The sequence below is a fragment of the Kitasatospora sp. NPDC057512 genome, from assembly GCF_042802135.1.
Lineage (GTDB): Bacteria > Actinomycetota > Actinomycetes > Streptomycetales > Streptomycetaceae > Kitasatospora.
Genome location: NZ_JBHVET010000101.1, coordinates 1 through 16266, shown reverse-complemented (window position 1 = coordinate 16266; position 16266 = coordinate 1). Strand labels below are relative to the sequence as shown.

Below are 16266 nucleotides of genomic sequence, written 5' to 3'. Positions count from 1 at the left end.
GGTCGGAGATCAGCGGCGGGGCCAGCTGGATGACCGGGTCGCCACGGTCGTCGGCCCCGCGGGGAGCGGGGCCGCCCTTCGGCGGAGGGTGGGGAAGAAGGCTCAGGGGATCAGATCTTCGCCCACGCGTCGGTGAGGCTGGTCCGCAGGATCTGCTCGATCTCGTCGAAGGTCGACTGGTCGGAGATCAGCGGCGGGGCCAGCTGGATGACCGGGTCGCCACGGTCGTCGGCGCGGCAGTACAGGCCGTTGTCGAAGAGGGCCTTCGACAGGAAGCCGTAGAGGACGCGCTCGACCTCCTCGTCGTTGAAGGACTCCTTGGTGACCTTGTCCTTCACGAGCTCGATGCCGTAGAAGTACCCGTTGCCGCGGACGTCGCCGACGATCGGCAGGTCGCGCAGCTTGTCCAGGGTGCCCAGGAACGCCGACTCGTTGTCGAGCACGTGCTGGTTCAGGCCCTCGCGCTCGAAGATGTCGAGGTTGGCCAGCGCCACCGCGGAGGAGACCGGGTGGCCACCGAAGGTGTAGCCGTGCAGGAAGGTGTTGTCACCCTTGTAGAACGGCTCGGCGAGGCGGTCCGAGATGATCGTGGCGCCGATCGGGGAGTAGCCCGAGGTCATGCCCTTGGCGCAGGTGATCATGTCGGGCTGGTAGCCGAACTTGTCGGCGCCGAACATGGTGCCCAGGCGGCCGAAGGCGCAGATGACCTCGTCCGAGACCAGCAGCACGTCGTGGCGGTCGCAGATCTCGCGCAGGCGCTGGAAGTACCCGGGCGGCGGCGGGAAGCAGCCACCGGCGTTCTGCACCGGCTCGACGAAGACGGCGGCGACGGTCTCGGCGCCCTCGTTGAGGATGGCCACCTCGATCTCGTCGGCGCACCAGCGACCGTAGGCCTCGGGGTCGACCGTGCCGTCGGGGCCCTCGAGGAAGGCCGGGGCGCGGTAGATGTTGGTGTTGGGCGCCTTGTGGGTGCCCGGGACCAGCGGCTCGAACGGGGCCTTCAGGCCCGGCAGACCGGTGATCGACAGGGCGCCCTGCGGGGTGCCGTGGTAGGCGACGGCGCGCGAGATGACCTTGTACTTGGTCGGCTTGCCGGTCAGCTTGAAGTACTGCTTGGCGAGCTTCCAGGCGGTCTCGACGGCCTCGCCGCCACCGGTGGAGAAGAAGACCTTGTTCAGGTCGCCCGGGGCGTAGTTGGCCAGGCGCTCGGCCAGCTCGACGGCCTTCGGGTGGGCGTAGCTCCACACCGGGAAGAAGGCGAGCTCCTTGGCCTGCTTGGCGGCGGCCTCGGCGAGCTCCTCACGGCCGTGGCCGGCCTGGACGACGAACAGGCCGGCGAGGCCGTCGAGGTACTTGCGTCCCTTGTCGTCCCAGACGTAGGTGCCCTCGCCCTTGACGATCGTCGGCACGGGGGAGTTCTCGTACGACGACATGCGGGTGAAGTGCATCCACAGGTGGTCGTAGGCGGTCTTGGAAAGGTCCTTCTGCGCCGGGTCGGCTGTCATCGGGTGCCCCAGGTGTAGGTCTGTTTCCGGAGCTTCAGGTAAACGAAGCTCTCGGTGCTCCGCACGCCGGGAAGCGCGCGGATGCGCTTGTTGATCATTTCGAGCAGGTGCTCGTCGTCCTCGCAGACCAGTTCGGCCAGGAGGTCGAACGAGCCTGCGGTGCAGACCACGTAGTCGACCTCGTCGAGGGCGGCCAACGCGTCGGCGACGGGTTCGATGTCGCCCTCGACCCGGATGCCGACCATCGCCTGGCGGGTGAAGCCGACGGTGAGCGGGTCCGTGACGGCGACGATCTGCATCACGCCCTGGTCGAGCAGCTTCTGGACACGCTGCCGCACGGCCGCCTCGGACAGGCCGACGGCCTTGCCGATGGCGGCGTACGGGCGGCGCCCGTCCTCCTGGAGCTGCTCGATGATCGCCTTGGAGGCGGCGTCGAGGGGAACGCTGGCGTTCCGGTCGCGGTTGGCCACGCGGCCACTGTGCCTGATCGTGTGCGTGTTCGCAAGCGTGGAAACTGCTGATTTCGTCGTGATCTTGGAAAACGTATGCGGATTTCATTGCCGAAGCGCACTCCGCCTGTCGATACCAGCAGTCGTGCGGCTACCCTGGCACCGTACGCGCGCGCCCCCGAGGGCCGCCGCGCGTACCGCCACCAGTGGACCGCGCCGCTCCGGGTGCGGCCACTCGGGACCCTTCGTACGCCGGACCCGCCGACGTACCATGGCGCCGGAATCTGCAACGCCGCAGGCCCAGACCGAGGAGAGATCCGTGAGCGACCTTCGCACGCTGCGCAACTACATCAACGGTGAGTTCGTCGACGCGGTCGACGGCCGCACGCTCGACATCGTCGACCCGACCACCGGCGAGGTGTACGCGACGTCGCCGCTGTCCGGTGCCGCTGACGTGGACGCCGCCATGGCCTCCGCCGCCGCCGCGTTCCCGATCTGGCGCGACGCCACCCCGAGCACCCGGCAGAAGCTGCTGCTCAAGATCGCCGACGCGGTCGAGGCCCGTGCCGACGAGATCGTCGACACCGAGGTGCGCAACACCGGCAAGCCCCGCGCGCTGACCCTCTCCGAGGAGATCGGCCCGATGGTGGACCAGATCCGGTTCTTCGCCGGTGCCGCCCGCATGCTGGAGGGCAAGGCCGCCGGTGAGTACATGGACGGGATGACCTCGATCATCCGCCGCGAGCCGGTCGGCGTCTGCGCCCAGGTCGCGCCGTGGAACTACCCGATGATGATGGCCGTCTGGAAGTTCGCCCCGGCCATCGCCGCGGGCAACGCCGTCGTGCTGAAGCCCTCCGACACCACCCCGGCCTCCACCGTGCTGCTGGCCGAGATCATCGGCGGCGTGCTCAAGGAGCTGGAGCTGCCGGCCGGCGTCTTCAACGTCATCTGCGGCGACCGCGAGACCGGCAGGCTGATGGTCGAGCACAAGACCCCGGCGATGGCCTCCATCACCGGTTCGGTGCGGGCCGGCATCTCGGTCGCCGAGTCCGCCTCCAAGGACGTCAAGCGCGTCCACCTGGAGCTGGGCGGCAAGGCCCCGGTCGTGGTCTTCGAGGACGCCGACATCGCCGAGGCCGTCGAGGGCATCTCGGTGGCGGGCTACTTCAACGCCGGCCAGGACTGTACCGCCGCCACCCGCGTGCTGGTCCACGAGTCGATCCACGACGCCTTCGTCGAGGCGCTGGCCAAGGCCGCGGCCGAGACCAAGACCGGCGGCGTGGACGACGAGGACGTGCTGTACGGCCCGCTGAACAACGCCAACCAGCTGAAGCAGGTCTCCGGCTTCATCGAGCGGCTGCCCGCCCACGCCAAGGTCGAGGCCGGCGGCCACCAGGTCGGCGACAAGGGGTACTTCTACGCCCCGACCGTCGTCTCCGGCCTGAACCAGGACGACGAGATCATCCAGAACGAGGTCTTCGGCCCGGTCATCACCGTGCAGAAGTTCACCGACGAGGACCAGGCCGTCGAGTACGCCAACGGCGTCGAGTTCGCGCTGGCCTCCTCGGTGTGGACCAAGGACCACGCCCGCGCCATGCGGATGTCGCGCCGCCTGGACTTCGGCTGCGTCTGGATCAACACCCACATCCCGCTGGTCGCCGAGATGCCGCACGGCGGCTTCAAGAAGTCCGGCTACGGCAAGGACCTGTCGGCGTACGGCTTCGAGGACTACACCCGCGTCAAGCACGTCATGACGGCGATCTGATCATCGGCTGAACCGACCATGGGCCCGGGTCTTCTCGACCCGGGCCCTTGTCTTTGCACCCTGTCGACGGTTGGCGCGACCGGCTGACACGATGGAACTGCCCTCCGGGGACGGGCCGGCCCTAGCCTTACCGGCATGAGCATCCCCACCGCTGACTCAGCCGCCGGCCAGGCCGTCAAGGCCGTCGACCGCGCGCACGTCTTCCACTCGTGGTCCGCCCAGGCGCTGATCGACCCCCTCGCGGTGGCCGGCGGCGAGGGCTCGTACTTCTGGGACTACGACGGCAACCGCTACCTCGACTTCTCCTCGCAGCTGGTCAACACCAACATCGGCCACCAGCACCCGAAGGTGGTCGCCGCGATCCAGGAGCAGGCGGCGAAGCTCTGCACCATCGCCCCCGGCTTCGCGGTCGAGGCGCGCAGCGAGGCCGCCCGGCTGATCGCCGAGCGCACCCCCGGCGACCTGGACAAGATCTTCTTCACCAACGGCGGCGCCGAGGCCAACGAGAACGCCATCCGGCTGGCCCGGCTGCACACCGGCCGGCAGAAGGTGCTGTCCACCTACCGCTCGTACCACGGCGCCACCGCCAACGCGATCGCCCTCACCGGCGACCCGCGGCGCTGGCCCAACGAGAGCGGCGTCTCCGGCGTGGTGCACTTCTGGGGACCGTACGCCTACCGCTCCAACTTCCACGCCGAGAACGAGGCGCAGGAGTGCGAGCGCGCGCTGGAGCACCTGGAGCAGGTGATCGCGTTCGAGGGGCCCGGCACCGTCGCGGCGATCATCCTGGAGACCGTGGTCGGCACCGCGGGCATCCTGGTCCCGCCGGCGGGCTACCTGGCCGGGGTGCGGGAGATCTGCGACCGCTACGGGATCGTGTTCATCCTGGACGAGGTGATGGCCGGCTTCGGCCGCACCGGCGAGTGGTTCGCCGCCGACCACTGGGGCGTCACCCCGGACCTGCTCACCTTCGCCAAGGGCGTCAACTCGGGCTACGTGCCGCTGGGCGGCGTGGCGATCAGCGCCGAGATCGCGGCCACCTTCGCCGAGCGGGCCTTCCCCGGCGGGCTCACCTACTCCGGCCACCCGCTGGCCTGCGCCTCCGCGGTGGCGACCATCACCACCATGGCGGAGGAGGGCATCGTCGAGAACGCCAGGCACATCGGCGAGACCGTGCTCGGCCCCGGCCTGCGCGAGCTGGCCGAGCGGCACCCGTCGATCGGCGAGGTCCGCGGCCTCGGCGTGTTCTGGGCGCTCGACCTGGTGAAGAGCCGGGAGACCCGCGAGCCGCTGGTGCCCTACAACGCGGCCGGCGCCGCCAACGCGCCGATGGCCGAGCTGGCCGCCGCCTGCAAGCAGCGCGGGCTCTGGCCGTTCGTCAACATGAACCGCTTCCACGTCGTCCCGCCGTGCACCGTCACCGAGGAGGAGGCCAAGACCGGCCTCGCGGTCCTGGACGAGGTGCTGTCGCTCACCGACGCGCACACTGTCTGACGTACCAACCAGGACGGCCCCGAGCACCCGCGTGCCCGGGGCCGTCCCACGCTCCGGAAGGCCGCTCATGCCCAGCAGCTCCACCCTGACCCGCCGTCCTCCCGCCTCCGGCCCCGTCCGCCGGCGTTCCGTGCTCGGCGGGGCCGCGCTGCTCGGCGCCGGCGCGCTGACCGGTTGCGGCATCCCGTCCGCGTACGTGGCCGAGGACCGCCGCTCGGCGCCGGACCGCTCGGAGGGCGACAAGCGGCTCGTCTTCTCCAACTGGACGCAGTACATCGACACCGACGACGCGGGCGGGCGCCCCACCCTGGACGCCTTCAGCGAGAAGACCGGGATCGCGGTCGGCTACACCGAGGACATCAACGACAACGACGAGTTCTTCGGCAAGATCAGCCCGGTGCTCACCCAGGGCGCCGCCCCCGGCCGGGACCTGATGGTGATCAGCGACTGGATGGCCGGACGGTACGTCTCGCTGGGCTGGGTGCAGGCCATGGACCGGGCCAACCTGCCCAACGTCACGGCCAACCTGGACCCCCAGCTCGCCGATCCCGCCTTCGACCCCGGGCGCCGGCGCAGCGTGCCGTGGCAGTCCGGGATCACCGGCATCGCCTACAACCGCAAGGCGCTCGGCCGGGAGATCAGGTCCACCGCCGACCTGTGGGCGCCCGACCTCAAGGGCCGGGTCACGCTGTTCGCCGGGCTGGACGAGGCGCTCGGGCTGCTGATGCTCTCCCAGGGCGCGGACATCGCGAAGTTCACCGACGACGACGCGCACCGGGCGATGGACCTGGTGCAGAGGACGGTGGACAGCGGCCACGTCCGGCGCTTCACCGGCAACGACTACACCAGCGACCTCGCCTCCGGTGCGGCGCTCGCCTGCCAGGCCTACTCCGGCGACGCCGTCCAGCTCACCGCCGAGAACCCGGACATCGAGTTCGTGGTGCCGGAGGAGGGCGGCGAGCTGTGGGCGGAGAGCCTGATGATCCCCAACCGGGCCGCCCACAAGCGCAACGCCGAGCTGCTGATCGACTACTACTACCAGCCCGAGGTGGCCGCCGAACTCGCCGCGTTCGTCCAGTACATCTGCCCGGTGCCGGCCGCCCGCGAGGTGCTGGCGGCCAGCGGCGACCAGGAGAAGGCCGAACTCGCCGAGAACCCGCTGGTGTTCCCGACCGACGGGATGCGCGCCCGGCTGCACACCATGCGCGACGTCACCTCGGCCGAGCGGCCCGAGCTGCACAAGGTCTGGGGGCGCATCACCGGCGTGTGACCGCTACCGCCGGACGGCGTCCAGGGCGAGCAGCGCCACGTGCAGGGAGAGGCAGGACTCCACCTGGTCGAGGTCGACGCCGAGGATCCGCTCGACCTTGTGCAGCCGGTCGTAGAAGGACGGCCGGGACAGGTGCGCGGCGTCCGCCGCGGCCGACTTGTTCCGGCCCTGCTCCAGGTAGATCCGCAGCATCTGCACCAACTGGCCGTTGTGCTCGGCGTCGTGGGCCAGCAGCGGGCCCAACTCCCGCTCCACGTACGTCTGCAGCCGGGCGTCGTCGCGCAGCAGGTGGAGCAGGCCGCGCAACCGGACGTCCGGCAGGCGGTAGTAGGAGGAGCTGCGGCCGCCGGGCGCGTCGTGCAGGGCGGCGTCGGCGACCTGGGTGGCCTCCAGCAGGGTGCGCCGGGCGTCGCGCACCGAGCCGACCGAGGAGCCGACCGCGACCACCGGGCCCGCCGGGTCGCCGCCCTCCCGTCCGGCCTCGGCGGACATCCGGCGCAGCGCGGCGGAGAGGGCGTCCAGCGAGGCGTGCTCGTCCTGCTGGGCGCCGAGCGTGATCAGCAGGCCGACGGCCTCGTCGTCCAGCGCGCCGACCAGGGCGGTCAGCCGACAGGCCCGGACCGCGCCGGCGGCCAGCTCGGTGAAGTCGCGCAGCCGGGCCTGCGCCTCCAACGCGGCCGGGATCGGTCCGCGCCGCTGCCGCAGCACCACGCCGACCAGTCGGCGGCCCTCCAGCGGGATGCCGAGGGCCTGGGCGCGCAGCGCCGCCTCCGAGACGGTGAGCGCGTGGGTGAGGATGCCGGACAGCAGGGTGCGGTGGGTCTGCCGCTCCAGGCTCTCCCGGTCGCGCACCACCAGCCGGTTGAGCGCCAGCGCGGAGGCGCCGCGCTCCAGCAGCATGGTGTGCGGGTGGGCCTCGCCCTCGGGCAGCGGGCCGGGCTCCTGCACCAGCACCAGTCGGCCCCAGTCCTGGCCGCGGGCTCCGACGGTGGTGACCAGCCAGCCGCTGCGCGGGTCGTGGCCGGTGCGCCCGGCCGGACGGACCCCGCGTGAGCGGCGTTCCCAGTCCTCCAGCACCTCGGCCTCCGGGCGTCCGGCGGCGTCGTGGGCGAGCACCTGGTGGGCCAGGTTCTCCAGGACGACCGGGGCGCCGGCCATCCGGGCCACCTGGCGGATCACCTCGGGCGGCTCGGCACCCTCCACCACCAGCTCGTTGAAGACCTGGTGGACCGACTCGGAGATCCGCAGCTGTTCCAGCTGGGCGTTGACCACCAGGGCGTGCACGGCCTCGGTGACGGCGACGAAGCGCAGTTCGCGGCGGAGCGTGATCAGCGGCAGTCCGCGCTGCTCGGCGGCGTTGACCAGGGCGCGGGGGAGCGAGTCGAAGTATCGCCGCCCGAACTCGACGACCAGGCCGGCCACCCCGACCTCGTCCAGCTCGCGCACGTAGCGGGCCAGGCCCTCGCGGTCCTCGGGCAGGGCGATGCCGGTGGTCAGCACCAGCTCGCCGCCGCGGAGCATCCCGGCGACGTCGGGCAGTTCGCTGACGTGGACCCAGCGGACCGGCCGCTCCAGGTGGTCGGCGCCGGCCACCACCTGGGGCAGGCCGCGCCGCATCACGTCGAGGTCGAGGACTCGGGCGACGGTGGGGAGCATCGCGGGCCTCCGGGGGCTGTGGAGAGCGGAGCCGGGGCTCCGGGCGTTCCGGTTTCGGGTGACGCGGTCAGGGTGTGCGGTCAGGCGTGGGTCAGGCGTGCGTCAGGCGTGGGTCAGGGTTGTGCAGTCAGGGTGTCAGGTAAATCATCCATCCCCCCGACGACCTGTTGCCCTGCCCGCACCCTTGCACCCTGTAAGGCCCTTCGTGCCGAGGTTGTCGAAGTGACCCTTGTCACCCCAACCCCGCAGCGGGCAAGGTCAGCGGGACCGCAGACCCCCACCGCGGACGCGTGACCCCGCAGCGGTCGAACCACGGCACTTGGAGGAACCAGATGGACCTGACCGACTTCGGCCCGGGCGCGCAGTACATCGCGGGACGCCAGACCCGGGGGAGCGGCGAACCCTTCCGGGTCGTCAACCCCGCCGACGGCAGCGTGGTCGAGCAGGTCGCGCTGGCCACCGCCGAGGACGTGGACACCGCCGTCGCCGCCGCCCGAGCGGCCCTGCCCGACTGGTCCTCGGCCACCCCCGGTGCGCGCTCCGAGGCGCTCACCCGGCTGGCCGCCGTCCTGGCCGGGGCGGCCGACGACCTGGCCCGGGTGGAGACGGCGCAGACCGGCAAGCCGGTCAAGCTGGCCACCGAGTTCGACGTGCCCGGCACCGTCGACAACGCCGCGTTCTTCGCCGGCGCCGCCCGCAACCTGGAGGGCAAGGCGGCCGGCGAGTACTCCGGCGACCACACCTCCTACGTGCGGCGCGAGGCGGTCGGCGTGGTCGGCTCGATCTCGCCGTGGAACTACCCGCTGCAGATGGCCGCCTGGAAGATCCTCCCGGCGATCGCCGCGGGCAACACCATCGTGCTCAAGCCGGCTGAGCTGACCCCGCTGACCTCGCTGATGTTCGCCCGCGCCTGCACCGCCGCCGGCATCCCGGACGGCGTGGTCAACGTGGTCACCGGCGCCGGGCGCACCGCGGGCGAGCACCTGGTCGGGCACCCGGACGTCGCGATGGTCTCCTTCACCGGCTCCACCGGCGTCGGCAAGCGGGTCGCCGAGATCGCCACCGCGGGCGTCAAGCGCACCCACCTGGAGCTCGGCGGCAAGGCCCCGTTCGTGGTCTTCGACGACGCCGACCTGGACGCCGCGGTGCACGGGGCGGTCGCGGCCTCGCTGATCAACGGCGGCCAGGACTGCACCGCCGCCACCCGCGCCTACGTCCAGCGCCCGCTGTACGACGCCTTCGTGGCCGGGGTGGCCGAGCTGTACGCGGCGATCCGGATCGGCGACCCGCTGAACCCGGGCACCGACCTCGGCCCGCTGGTCTCGTACGCCCACCGGGACCGGGTGGCCGGCTTCGTGGAGCGCGCCCGCTCGTACGCCACCGTGGTCACCGGCGGCCGGGCCCCGGAGAAGGGCCACGACGGTACCGACCTCACCCGGGGCGCGTACTACCAGCCGACCCTGATCACCGGCGCGGCCCAGGACAGCGAGGTCGTGCAGGGCGAGATCTTCGGCCCGGTGCTGGTCGTGCTGCCCTTCGACGGCGACGACGAGGGACTGCGGCTGGCCAACGACACCCCGTACGGCCTGGCCGCCTCCGCCTGGACGAGCAACGTGCACCGCTCGCTGCGCGCCACCCGGGAGATCGCGGCCGGCTGCGTCTGGGTCAACGACCACATCCCGATCATCAGCGAGATGCCGCACGGCGGCTACAAGGCGTCCGGCTACGGCAAGGACATGTCCCAGTACTCGCTGGACGAGTACACCCAGGTCAAGCACGTCATGTTCGACACCACCGCGGTGGCCCGCAAGGACTGGCACCGCACCGTCTTCGGAGACAGATAACCCCCGGACCAAGCGGGTGCCCCCACACCCCATCTCCCCCAGGAGGCCCGTTCCATGGCGTTCAACGAGCTCACCGACGGTCTGCCCGAACCGGTCCGAAGGGCCTGGGAACGCAGTCTGACCAGCGGCCGGGCCGCGTTCGGCCGCCGCACCCTGCTGCGCGCCGCCGCGCTGAGCGCCGGAGCGGGCACCCTGGCCGCCTGCGGCATCCCGGCGGCCCCCCGGGCGACCGGCGACTCGACCGCGAACGCCGCCAAGGACCTCTCGGAGACGCAGAAGGAGGTCGCCTTCTCCAACTGGCCGCTGTACGTGGACACGGACGAGAAGGACAAGGAGAAGCACGGCACCCTGGAGGCCTTCACCGAGGCCACCGGCATCAGGGTCAAGTACAACGAGGACGTCAACGACAACGTCGAGTTCTTCGGGAAGATCAAGCCGCAGCTGGCCTCCGGCCAGGACACCGGCCGCGACCTGATGGTGCTCACCGACTGGATGGCCGCCCGGCTGATCCGGCTCGGCTGGGTGCAGAAGCTCAACCCGGCGAACGTCACCACCGCGATCACCAACGTCGAGTCGCGCTTCCGCGCCCCCGACTGGGACCCGGGGCGGCTCTACTCCTACCCGTGGGCCGGCATCCAGACCGTCGTCGCGTACAACCGGAAGGCGACCAGGGGGAAGGAGGTCACCAGCGTCTCCCAGCTGCTGGACGACCCCGACCTCAAGGGCCGGGTCACCTTCCTCTCCGAGATGCGCGACAGCATCGGGATGGTCCTGCTGGACCAGGGCAGGAGCACCGAGAGGTTCACCGCCGACGACTACGACGGCGCGGTCGCCCGCCTCCAGAAGGCCGTCGACAGCAAGCAGATCCGTCGCTTCACCGGCAACGACTACGGCCAGGAGCTCTCCGCCGGCGACATCGCGGCCTGCATCGCCTGGGGCGGCGACCTGATCCAACTGCGCGCCGACAACCCGGACATCGAGTTCGTCATCCCGGAGAAGGGCTACATCGCCTCGACCGACAACATGCTGGTCCCGGCCAGGGCCCAGCACAAGGCGAACGCGGAGAAGCTGATCGACTTCTACTATCAGCCGAAGATCGCGGCGCAGCTGGTCGCGGGCATCGGCTTCGTCTCCGCCGTCACCGGGATGAAGGACGAGCTCGCCGGCATCGCCCCGGACACCGCGGCCAACCCGCTGGTCGTACCCACCCCCGAGATGGCGGGCAAGGCGCACGTGTTCCGCACGCTCTCCGAGAGCGAGGAGAGCGACTTCGAGCAGAAGTTCTCCAAGCTCATCGGCGCCTGACCCCCGCTCCCGGCAGAGAATCCCAGGAAGACACCACCCCATGACAGACCAGCAGCGCGACGCGGCCGTCGGCGGCGACGTCCGGCTCACCGGCATCGGCAAGACCTACGGCTCCTTCACGGCCGTCCACCCGCTCGACCTGACCGTCCCGCAGGGCTCGTTCTTCGCCCTGCTCGGCGCCTCCGGCTGCGGAAAGACCACCACCCTGCGCATGATCGCCGGCCTGGAGGAGCCCACCAGCGGCACCGTCCTGATCGGCGGCCAGGACGTCACCGCCCTGCCCCCGTACAAGCGGCCGGTGAACACCGTCTTCCAGAGCTACGCGCTCTTCCCGCACCTGGACATCTTCGAGAACGTCGCCTTCGGCCTGCGCCGGCGCGGCAGGAAGGACGTCAGGAAGCAGGTCGAGGAGATGCTGGAGCTGGTCGAGCTCGGCCAGTACGCCCGGCGCAAGCCGCACCAGCTCTCCGGCGGCCAGCAGCAGCGCGTCGCGGTCGCCCGCGCACTGATCAACCACCCGCAGGTGCTGCTCCTGGACGAGCCGCTCGGCGCGCTCGACCTCAAGCTCCGCCGCCAGATGCAGCTGGAGCTCAAGCGGATCCAGACCGAGGTCGGCATCACCTTCGTGCACGTCACCCACGACCAGGAGGAGGCCATGACCATGGCCGACACCATCGCGGTGATGAACGGCGGCCGGGTCGAGCAGCTGGGCGCCCCCGCCGACCTGTACGAGAACCCCGCCACCACCTTCGTGGCCAACTTCCTCGGCCAGTCCAACCTGCTGCCCGCCGAGGTCACCGGCACCGAGGGCGGCGACCTGCTGCTCAGCGCGGCCGGCGCCCGCCTCGCGGTGCCGAAGGCGCGCTGCGCCACCGACGCCAAGCGCGTCCACCTGGGCGTGCGCCCGGAGAAGATCACCATCACGCACGCCTCCGAGCAGGTCGCCGACGGCCGCAACCGGCTGGTCGGCACGGTGCTCGACTCCAGCTTCATCGGCGTCTCCACGCAGTACGTGGTGCGCACCGACGGCGGCCAGGAGGTCACCGTCTTCGAGCAGAACATGGAGCGCGACGCGCGGATCGTCCCCGGCGCGGCCGTCCAACTGCACTGGAACCCGGCGCACTCCTTCGCCCTGGACGCCGCCCAGGCGATCGACGCGGGCACCGCGGAGGAGGCCGCATGACCACCACCACCCCGGCCGCGCCACCCCGGGTCGTACCGCCGGCGGAACCGGCGCCGAAGCCCAGGCGCAAGCTCGCCCCGTACTGGCTGCTGCTGCCCGGCATCGCCTGGCTGGTCGTCTTCTTCGCCGTCCCGCTGGTCTACCAGGCGTCGACCTCGCTGCAGAGCGGCTCGCTCGAAGAGGGCTTCAAGGTCACCTGGCACATATCGACCTACTGGGACGCCCTGGTCGAGTACAGGTGGCACTTCCTGCGCTCGTTCTCCTACGCGGCCGTCGCCACCGTGCTCTGCCTGGCCGTCGGCTACCCGCTCGCGTACACGATCGCCTTCAAGGCGAGCAAGCGCTGGCGCAACGTCATCCTCATCCTGGTCATCGCGCCGTTCTTCACCAGCTTCCTGATCCGCACGCTGGCCTGGAAGACCATCCTGTCCGACGGCGGCCCGGTGGTCGGCGCGCTGAACGCGCTGCACGTCCTGGACGTCACCAACCTGCTCGGCCTGACCAGCGGCGACCGGGTGCTGGCCACGCCGCTCGCCGTGGTCTGCGGCCTGACCTACAACTTCCTGCCGTTCATGATCCTGCCGCTGTACACCTCGCTGGAGCGGATCGACCCGCGCCTGCACGAGGCGGCCGGCGACCTCTACGCCCGGCCGTTCACCACCTTCCGCAAGGTCACCTTCCCGATCTCGCTGCCGGGCGTGGTCGCGGGCACCCTGCTGACCTTCATCCCCGCCTCCGGCGACTACATCAACGCCCAGCTGCTGGGCTCGCCGAGCGAGCAGATGGTCGGCAACGGCATCCAGAAGCAGTTCCTGAACGTGCTCGACTACCCCACGGCCGCCGCGCTGAGCTTCATCCTGATGGCCCTGATCCTGGGCATGGTGACGGTCTACATGCGCAAGGCCGGGACGGAGGATCTGGTCTGATGTCCCGGATTTCCAAGTGGATCCGCGCCCACCTGGTGGTGCTGGCCGGCCTGCTGGCCCTCGCCTACCTGGTGCTGCCCAACCTGGTCGTGCTCGCCTTCTCGTTCAACAAGCCGGTGGGCAAGTTCAACTACGAGTGGAACGAGTTCTCCACCGACGCCTGGACCAACCCCTGCGGCGTGGCCGACATGTGCCAGTCGCTCTCGCTCAGCCTGCAGGTCGCGGTGCTCGCCACCGTCGGCGCCACCGTGCTCGGCACCATGGTCGCCTTCGCGCTGGCCCGCTACCGCTTCCGCGGCCGCTCGGCCGCCACCGCGATGATCTTCCTGCCGATGGCCATGCCCGAGGTGGTCATGGCCGCCTCGCTCGGGACGCTCTTCCTCAACATGCGCATCCCGTTCGGGTTCACCACCATCCTCATCGCCCACATCATGTTCTGCCTCAGCTTCGTGGTGACGGCGGTCAAGGCGCGCGTGATGAGCATGGACCCGAGGCTCGAACAGGCCGCCCAGGACCTCTACGCGACCCCCGTCCAGACCTTCCTGAGGGTCACCCTGCCGCTGGCGGCGCCCGGCATCGCGGCGGGCGCGCTGCTCAGCTTCGCGCTCTCCTTCGACGACTTCATCATCACCCAGTTCAACTCGGGGCCGACCACGGTCACCTTCCCGATGTTCGTCTGGGGCGCCTCGCAGCGCGGCATCCCGGTGCAGGTGAACGTCATCGGCACCGCGATGTTCCTCGCCGCCGTCCTGCTGACCGTCGTCGGCCAGTGGCTGGGCAACCGCCGGAAGGCCACCGTCTGACATACGGTCGACGACGGTGGCCAGTACAACCATCACCTATTCGTAGAAAGTGGCTGATAATGCATGGACTCCGCCCGCGCACTCAGTGACGCCAGGCCCACCCCCTTCTGGCTGGAGGATCCCGGCCGGCCGGCGGCACTGCCCGCCCTGGTCGGCGACACCACCTGCGACCTGCTGGTCGTCGGCGGCGGCTACTCCGGCCTGTGGACCGCCCTCATCGCCAAGGAGCGCGACCCCTCGCTGGACGTCGTGCTGGTCGAGGGCAACGAGGTCGGGTGGGCCGCGTCCGGGCGCAACGGCGGGTTCTGCGCGGCCAGCCTGACCCACGGCTTCGGCAACGGCCTGGACCGCTGGCCGTCCGAACTGGCCCAGCTGGAACGCCTCGGTGCCGCCAACCTCGACGGCATCGAGGCCACCCTCAAGCGCTACGGCATCGACGCCGAGTGGGAGCGCACCGGCGAGATCGACATCGCCACCCAGCCCCACCAGGTCGAGGAGCTCCACGAGATCGCCGAGGCGGTCGCCCGGTACGGCTTCGACATCACCGTCCTGGACGCCGACCAGCTGCGCGCCGAGGTCGACTCGCCGACCTTCCTCGGCGGCCTCTGGGACAAGGAGGGCGTGGCGATGGTCCACCCCGCCAAGCTCGCCTGGGGCCTCAAGGACGCCTGCCTGGGCCAGGGCGTGCGGATCTTCGAGCACACCCGGGCCACCGACCTGCGGGAGCACGGCAGCGGTATGGCCGTCCGCACCCCGTACGGCCGGGTCTTCGCCCGCAAGGTCGCGCTCGGCACCAACGTGTTCCCGTCGCTGCTCAAGCGGGTCCGCCCGTACGTCGTCCCGGTGTACGACTACGCGCTGATGACCGAGCCGCTCGGCGAGGAGCAGCTCGCCGCGATCGGCTGGCGCGGGCGGCAGGGCCTCGGCGACAGCGCCAACAAGTTCCACTACTTCCGGCTCTCCGCCGACAACCGGATCCTCTGGGGCGGCTACGACGCGGTCTACCACTTCGGCGGCCAGGTCCGGCACGAGTACGACCAGCGGCCGGAGACCTTCCGCACCCTGGCCGACCACTTCTTCCGTTGCTTCCCGCAGCTGGAGGGCCTGCGCTTCACCCACGCCTGGGGCGGCGCGATCGACACCTGCAGCCGGTTCTCGGCGTTCTTCGACACCGGGTACCGGGGCAAGGTCGCGTACGCGGTCGGCTACACCGGGCTCGGCGTCGGCGCGACCCGCTTCGGCGCCGAGGTGATGCTCGACCTGCTGGCCGGCGAGCGCACCGAGCGCACCTCGCTGGAGATGGTGCGCAGCAAGCCGCTGCCGTTCCCGCCCGAGCCGGTGCGCTGGGCCGGGATCGAGCTCACCACCCGGTCGCTGGAGCGGGCGGACCGCAACGGCGGCCACCGCAACCTCTGGCTGCGCACCCTCGACCGGCTGGGGCTCGGCTTCGACAGCTGAAACGCTGAAATGCCGAACCGCTGATCTGCCGAAACCGCTGAACCGTTGAAACCGTTGAAACCGCTGAAAGCACGAACGCCCGTAGCCGGGTGCCCCTAGTCGTGTAATCGGGACCCGCCGTCCGCCTCTCCCTGGTGACGGCGGGTCTCGCTCTTCCCGCCGTCTCCGAACAGTACGAACGGCAAGAAGCGGGGACACGACATGGAGACCACCGGACTGCACTGGCTCGCCCAGGCGGCACCGGACCCGGAGGCCTTCCGGGACCAGTGGGAGCGCACCGGGCTGGGCCTGGTGCTGCTGCCGGCCGGCCGGCGCTGGGACGTCCTCTCCGTCCCCGGCCGGCTCGGGCACCCGGCCGTGGAGGTCCTGGACCCGCGCACCCGCGGTCCGGTCCTCACCGACTTCGGGGGCGGGCAGGTCAGCTTCCTGGTCCCCGTCGGCACCGCCGCCCGCTGGATCGGCACCGGCGTGCGCGGTGCGGGGGAGGGCACCTGGATCGTCGTCCCGCACCCCGGGCGCAGCAGCCGGGGCGTGCGCTGGCTGGTCCCGCCGGACGGTTCCGGGCGGCTCAACGACCCGGTCCTGCTGGAGCTCGCCCTGCACGAGGC

At 70.9% G+C, this 16266-nt stretch carries 13 protein-coding genes; 10 read left to right on the top strand and 3 right to left on the bottom strand.

The genetic code is table 11. The features are described from left to right. Nucleotides 1-110: 110 nt before the first annotated feature. Both ACFU6K_RS10015 and ACFU6K_RS10010 read right to left on the bottom strand, forming a co-directional pair. Nucleotides 111-1505 (bottom strand): aspartate aminotransferase family protein, encoded by a 1395-nt coding sequence (locus ACFU6K_RS10015; RefSeq protein WP_049651897.1) that lies wholly within the window; start codon nt 1503-1505, stop codon nt 111-113. Beyond that, nucleotides 1502-1975, bottom strand: a complete 474-nt coding sequence (locus ACFU6K_RS10010; protein WP_030306695.1) for an Lrp/AsnC family transcriptional regulator — start codon at nt 1973-1975, stop codon at nt 1502-1504. Before ACFU6K_RS10010 ends, ACFU6K_RS10015 begins: the two co-directional genes overlap by 4 nt. Nucleotides 1976-2225: 250 nt before the next feature. Between ACFU6K_RS10010 and ACFU6K_RS10005 the strand changes: the two genes are divergently transcribed. The 3 genes from ACFU6K_RS10005 to ACFU6K_RS09995 all read left to right on the top strand — a co-directional run bounded on the left by ACFU6K_RS10005 (nt 2226) and on the right by ACFU6K_RS09995 (nt 6483). Beyond that, on the top strand, nt 2226-3719 hold the full coding sequence (locus ACFU6K_RS10005; RefSeq protein ID WP_380662037.1) for a gamma-aminobutyraldehyde dehydrogenase: 1494 nt from the start codon (nt 2226-2228) through the stop codon (nt 3717-3719). 135 nt (nt 3720-3854) lie between these two features. Next, nucleotides 3855-5213, top strand: a complete 1359-nt coding sequence (locus ACFU6K_RS10000) for an aspartate aminotransferase family protein (RefSeq protein ID WP_380662036.1) — start codon at nt 3855-3857, stop codon at nt 5211-5213. A 67-nt stretch (nt 5214-5280) separates the two neighbouring features. Beyond that, entirely contained in the window at nt 5281-6483 is a 1203-nt protein-coding gene (locus ACFU6K_RS09995; RefSeq protein WP_380662034.1) for a spermidine/putrescine ABC transporter substrate-binding protein, read from the top strand. A gap of 3 nt (nt 6484-6486) precedes the next feature. Here ACFU6K_RS09995 and ACFU6K_RS09990 read toward each other — a convergent pair whose 3' ends face one another. Then, nucleotides 6487-8139 (bottom strand): PucR family transcriptional regulator, encoded by a 1653-nt coding sequence (locus tag ACFU6K_RS09990; protein WP_380662033.1) that lies wholly within the window; start codon nt 8137-8139, stop codon nt 6487-6489. 332 nt (nt 8140-8471) lie between these two features. Here ACFU6K_RS09990 and ACFU6K_RS09985 point away from each other — a divergent pair, with 332 nt between their 5' ends. The 7 genes from ACFU6K_RS09985 to ACFU6K_RS09955 all read left to right on the top strand — a co-directional run. Continuing rightward, a complete protein-coding gene (locus tag ACFU6K_RS09985; RefSeq protein ID WP_380662031.1) occupies nt 8472-9983 on the top strand; it encodes a gamma-aminobutyraldehyde dehydrogenase in 1512 nt (503 codons plus the stop codon). A gap of 54 nt (nt 9984-10037) precedes the next feature. Beyond that, nucleotides 10038-11288 carry a PotD/PotF family extracellular solute-binding protein gene (locus tag ACFU6K_RS09980; protein WP_380662029.1) on the top strand — a complete coding sequence of 417 codons (1251 nt, stop codon included), beginning with the start codon at nt 10038-10040 and terminating at the stop codon, nt 11286-11288. 40 nt (nt 11289-11328) lie between these two features. Then, nucleotides 11329-12471 carry an ABC transporter ATP-binding protein gene (locus ACFU6K_RS09975; protein WP_380662028.1) on the top strand — a complete coding sequence of 381 codons (1143 nt, stop codon included), beginning with the start codon at nt 11329-11331 and terminating at the stop codon, nt 12469-12471. Further along, nucleotides 12468-13397 (top strand): ABC transporter permease, encoded by a 930-nt coding sequence (locus ACFU6K_RS09970; RefSeq protein ID WP_380662027.1) that lies wholly within the window; start codon nt 12468-12470, stop codon nt 13395-13397. The genes ACFU6K_RS09975 and ACFU6K_RS09970 overlap by 4 nt, the downstream gene beginning before the upstream one ends. Then, complete coding sequence (locus ACFU6K_RS09965) at nt 13397-14200, top strand: ABC transporter permease (RefSeq protein ID WP_380662026.1); 804 nt, start codon at nt 13397-13399, stop codon at nt 14198-14200. Before ACFU6K_RS09970 ends, ACFU6K_RS09965 begins: the two co-directional genes overlap by 1 nt. Nucleotides 14201-14263: 63 nt before the next feature. Continuing rightward, nucleotides 14264-15658, top strand: coding sequence for an NAD(P)/FAD-dependent oxidoreductase (locus ACFU6K_RS09960; protein WP_380662025.1), 1395 nt, complete (start codon nt 14264-14266; stop codon nt 15656-15658). A gap of 201 nt (nt 15659-15859) precedes the next feature. Next, nucleotides 15860-16266, top strand: a 407-nt coding sequence (locus ACFU6K_RS09955) for a hypothetical protein (protein ID WP_380662024.1), incomplete at its 3' end; no start/stop codon positions are given.